This window comes from Streptomyces sp. NPDC002926 (assembly GCF_053591755.1).
Map to the genome: position 1 here is coordinate 1 of NZ_JBSFUK010000073.1, position 5187 is coordinate 5187.

Consider the following 5187-nt stretch of genomic DNA (forward strand, 5'->3'; position numbering starts at 1 on the left):
CCACCGCCAGCACCGGATGCCCCAACCGCCGCGCATCCGACAACCGCTCCAGCAACAACAAACCCGCACCCTCACCCCAACCCGTACCGTCCGCCCCCTCCGCGAACGCCTTGCACCGACCGTCCACCGACAACCCACGCTGCCGGCTGAACTCGATGAAAACCTCGGGCGTCGACATCACCGTGACGCCGCCGGCCAGCGCCAGCGAGCACTCACCCGAACGCAGAGCCTGCGCCGCCAGGTGCATAGCCACCAACGACGACGAACACGCCGTATCCACCGTGACCGCCGGCCCCTCCAGCCCGAAGGAGTACGCCACCCGGCCGGACACCACGCTGCCGCCGCTGGTGCTGCCGTCGTCGTCGCCGAGCCCGTAGTCGTGGTACATCACACCCGCGAAGACACCCGTCCGGCTGCCCTTGAGTGCGCGGTGCGGGATCCCGGCCCGCTCGAACGCCTCCTGTGCCACCTCCAGCAGCAGGCGCTGCTGCGGGTCCATGATCAGCGCCTCGCCGGGACTGATGTTGAAGAAGGCGGGGTCGAACTGGTCGGCGTCGTGCAGGAAACCGCCCTCGCGCGTGTACGTCCTGCCCTCGATGCCCGGCTCGGGATCGTAGAGACCGTCGACGTCCCAGCCGCGGTTGGTCGGGAACGTGGACACCGCGTCCACCCCGTCGGCGACGACCTGCCACAGTTGCTCGGGCGTTCCGACGCCACCCGGGAACCGGCAGGCCATGGACACGATCGCGATCGGTTCCGTCGCTGCCGCGAGCTGCGCGTCGTTGGCCTCGCGCAGCCGCTCGTTCTCGATCAGGGAGTTACGCAGCGCCTCGACCAGCTGGTCAACCTGGTTGTCCACGGGTCCTCGTGTTCTGCTCGGTGTGCTCGGCTCAGTCCAGCGAACGCAGGTACTCGACGAGCACCTTCATGAACAGCGCGGGTTCCTCGAGGTGCGGGCCGTGGCTCGACTCCTCGAAGACCTCCCAGCGCACATCGGGGATCAGGTCGAAGTAGGGCTGCACCGCGCCCACGGTCACCTCGTCGTGGCGCCCGGACATGAGCAGGGTGGGGACCTCGATCCGGGGCAGGAGGTCGATGACCGACCAGTCCCGCAGCGTGCCTACGACGTGGAACTCGCTAGGTCCGTTCATCGTGAAGTAGACGGTCGGATCGTTGGCGATCTCCATCAGCGACGCGGTGAGTTCGTGCGGCTTGGACGGCAGCCGGAAGACATGGCGGTCGTAGAAGACATTCATGGCGTCGAGGTAGTCGGGGGTGTCCGTCGTCCCGGCCTTCTCGTGTGCCAGCAGCGCCTCGTTGACGCCCGGCGGCAACTGCGCGCGCAGAACGGCGAGTTCCTCGGCCCACAGCGGGTAGGACGCCGGCGAGTTGGCCACGACCAGCCCGCGCAGGCCCTCCGGCCTTCCGGCGGCGTAGGCCGAGGAGAGCATGCCTCCCCACGACTGGCCGAAGAGCACGAAGTTGTCGGCGATCCCGAGCGATCGGACCAGGTTGTCGAGCTCGTCGAGGAACAGCTGCACGGTCCAGAAGTCCGCGCCCGCGTGCGGCAGATGTGTGGAGCCGCCGTTCCCGATCTGGTCGTAGTGGACGACAGGCCAGCCGTGCTCGGCCAGCGCGGCCAGGCTCAGCAGGTAGTCGTGCGTACTGCCCGGTCCGCCGTGCACCAGCACCACGGTCGGCCGGGCCGACGTACGGTCCCCGGTCACCCGGTACCAGGTCCGGTACGGTCCGAAGGCCACGGTTCCCCGTGCACTCGGTGCCAGCGCCATGCGACTTCCCCTTCCGGACCGCGGTGCCGCGTCTGTGCCGCGTCTGTGCCGACGGGATCGGCACGGCACGCACAGCCGGCAGGTCCAGCGTCGAATGCGACGTTAGTGATGAGTACGGGCCGACGGACCCGCTGCGGCCCCCAGTAGGGGGCACCGTTCCCCCTAAAGACCGCTGGCGGCCGGGCGGAGGCTACGGGCGGCTATCCCTGGTGGACGCGCTCCCGGAGCCAGTCCTCCACGATGGCTGCCGTGGTGTCGGCGTTGTCCTGGATGAGCGTGAAGTGGCTCCCCGGCGCCGGCCGCAGCTCATGGTCGGGGTCCCAGGGCTGGGCCCGCAGGTCGCTCAGGTCGCCGTCGTCCTGCGGACGGTCCAGGAAGTCGCCGGTCGCCCCGACCAACAGCACCGGTGCCGTCACGGAGTCGAGCTTGAAGTCCGGCAGGATGTCGAAGTATCGGCTCATCGCCGACAACCGCGTGTTGTCGTAACGGCCGACGGTCTCCTCGACCTCCAGCAGGCTCCGCGCGAGCCGGTCCATGCCGACCACCATCGCCTCGTCCTGCACGCGGTAACTGTCCAGCAGCACCACGCCCGCCGGTACGACGCCGTGGACCTGCTCCAGGTGGTGCGCGGTGGCGTAGGCGATCAGGCCGCCGGACGAGTATCCGAGCAGCACGAACGGCTCGCCCTCGGACGCGGCCAGCACGTTCGCGGCCATGACCTGCACGACAGCTTCCGCGGAGGCGGGCAGGGGCTCGCCGGTGCCGAATCCCGGCAGGGCCAGCGCCGAGACCGGACGTGCCCCGCGCAGGTGCGACGCCAACTTGGCGTGCTGGTGCAGGCCGCCGCCGGCCATCGGCGTCGAGACGCAGACGACGCGGGGGCTGCCGTGTCCGTCGCCCAGCCGGGCCGTCGCCGGAAGGGTGGTCAGCTCGTCGCAGGACTCGAAGCTGTCACGAAGCTCGGCCACGGCCCGCAGGACGGTGAACGCCTTGCTGACCTTGCCGGCCAGCACCGCCTCACGGAACAGCGCGCTGAGCGAGTCGGACCCGGCGGGCTCCGGGACGATGTCGGCCGTACGGGCGGCGGCCGCACCGGCGTCGACGGCTGCACCCGCGCCGGATTCGGTGCCTGCGCCGGTGCCCCCGCCGACCAACTCCGCCTGGATCAGGGCGGCCAGCTGCTCGGGATTCTGCCCGTCGAAGACGGCCATGGCCGGGAGCTGCAATCCGAGCGCCTTGTTCAGTTGGTTGCGCAGCTCGATGGCGGCCAGCGAGTCGAAACCGGACTCGAGGAAGTCACGCTGGGGGTCGACGTCCGCCTCGTTCTCGAAGCCGAGCACTGCGGCGACCCGCCCGAGGACGAGCCGGCGCAGCTCGGCCAGCTGCTCCGTCCCGGACAGCTCGCGCAGCCGCAGCCGCGCAGTGTCGTCCGGCTCCGGCCCGGCCGTACGCGCCACCCGCGGCGCGGGCACCAGCGCGCGGAGCATGGGATGCGGCCGGTCGGACAACCGGCGCAGCGTCGCGATGTCCAGGTGCATGGAGAGCACCGCAGGCCGGTCGGACGCCACCGCGACGTCGAGGTCGGCGAGACCCTCCTGCTCGGTCAGCGGCGGCATGCCGCTGCGGCGCATCCGCTGGAGGTCGATCTCGGTCAGCCATTGGCTGATGCCGGTCTCGGCCTGCCACAGCGCGTAGGCGATCGAAGTCGCGGGCAGGCCGAGGGCATTCCGGTGTGCGGCCAGGCTGTCGAGGGCGACATTGGCGGCGGCGTACGCGGACTGGCCGCCCGCGAGCAGCGAACCGCCGACGGAAGAGAACAGCACGAAGGCCGAGATCGGCAGCGATGCCGTCAACTCGTGCAGATACCAAGCCGCGTCGGCCTTGGTAGCGAGCACCGGGGCGAGACGGTCCGGGGTCATGGCGGTGATCATGCCGTTGTCGGCGATGCCCGCCGCGTGCACGACGCCCGTCAGATCCCCGATACCGGCGACCACAGCGGCGAGCGCCGCCCGGTCCGCGACGTCACACGCCTCCACCCGCACACTCGCCCCGGCCCGCGTCAACTCCCCGACCAGCTCCGCCGCACCCGGCGCATCGGCACCCCGCCGACTCACCAGGACCAACCTCTCCACACCACCGCTCACCACCAGATGCCGCGCCACCAAAGCACCCAACCCACCCGTACCACCCGTGATCAACACCGACCCACCACCCCAGTCGGGCGCACCGTCGGGGTCCGACGTGCCCAGCCGGCCGAGCCGCGCCTGGTGCCATCGGCCGTCGCGCAGTGCCCACTCTGGTTCGCCGGATGCGGCGACGGCTCGCCAGACTCCGGGGTCGACCGAGGCGGGGTCGTCGGCGTCGACCAGCACGAAGCGTCCGGGGTGCTCGGACTGCGCGGCCCGGACGAGTCCCCAGACCGGAGCGGCCGCGACCTCCGTCGCGGTGGCGCCTTCCGGACCGACCGCGCCATGGGTGACCAGGACCAGCGTGGCTCCGGAACGCTCGGGGTCGTCCAGCCAGCCGCGGACGGCGTCGAGCACCGCTACGGCGAGATCCAGCGCGGCCGCCGGGACCGTGTCCCCGGCAGGTACACAGTCGGCGACGACGACCGGGCCGGAGGCGGTGTCGAGCTCGGCCGACGGGACCACAGGCACGGGGCCGGAGCCCGCGAGCGGGGTCACCGCGGCCGGCATCCATGTCACCTCGAACAGCGTGTCCGAGGCCCGGGCGACTGCGTCACCGACCTCGCGCAGCACGAGTGAGTCGATCACACCGACCGGCCGCCCGGCGCCGTCCGCGAACTCGACGCGGACCGCATCGGCCCCGCGGGCCGAGAGCCGCACCCGTAGTTCGCGAACACCGGTGCGGACCAGCCGTACGCCCTGCCAGGCAAAGGGCAGCATGGGGCGCGAGCGCGGCGCCCGGTCTCCGTGCACCCCGAAGCGCAGACCGTGCAGAGCAGCGTCGAGCAGCGCCGGGTGAACGGTGTGTGCCGAGACGTCGATTTCCTCGGGCAGCGCGATCTCTGCGTAGACGTCGTCGAGGTGCCGCCAGGCCGCGCGCAGGCCCTGGAACGCCGGACCGTATTCATAGCCCTGCTCGAACAGTTCGGCGTACACGTCGTCGCTGTCGATCGGCGTCGCCGCCTCGGGCGGCCAGACGGTCAGATCGGAGTCGGCGCCGTCCGTCGTTGGGTTGGTGAGGGTGCCGGTGGCGTGGGTGGTCCAGTCGGTGTCCTGACCGGGGCGGGAGTGGATGGAAACCTCGGCCTGCTCCCCGTCCCGGACCACCTGCACCTGCACCTGCACCTGCACATCCACACCACCGTGCCCGGGCAGTACCAGCGGATCACTGATCACCAGCTCCGCCACCTCGCCGTACCCCGTCAGATCCG

General features: G+C 71.1%; 3 protein-coding genes. All 3 read right to left on the reverse strand.

The annotated features are described in order from the left end of the window. Positions 1-859, reverse strand: an 859-nt coding sequence (locus ACWDZ6_RS33225; protein WP_451505806.1) for a beta-ketoacyl synthase N-terminal-like domain-containing protein, incomplete at its 3' end; no start/stop codon positions are given. A gap of 31 nt (positions 860-890) precedes the next feature. Next, on the reverse strand, positions 891-1790 hold the full coding sequence (locus ACWDZ6_RS33230; protein ID WP_451505807.1) for a proline iminopeptidase-family hydrolase: 900 nt from the start codon (positions 1788-1790) through the stop codon (positions 891-893). Positions 1791-1990: 200 nt separating this feature from the next. Next, a partial coding sequence (locus ACWDZ6_RS33235) for a type I polyketide synthase (protein ID WP_451505808.1) occupies positions 1991-5187 on the reverse strand: 3197 nt, incomplete at its 5' end.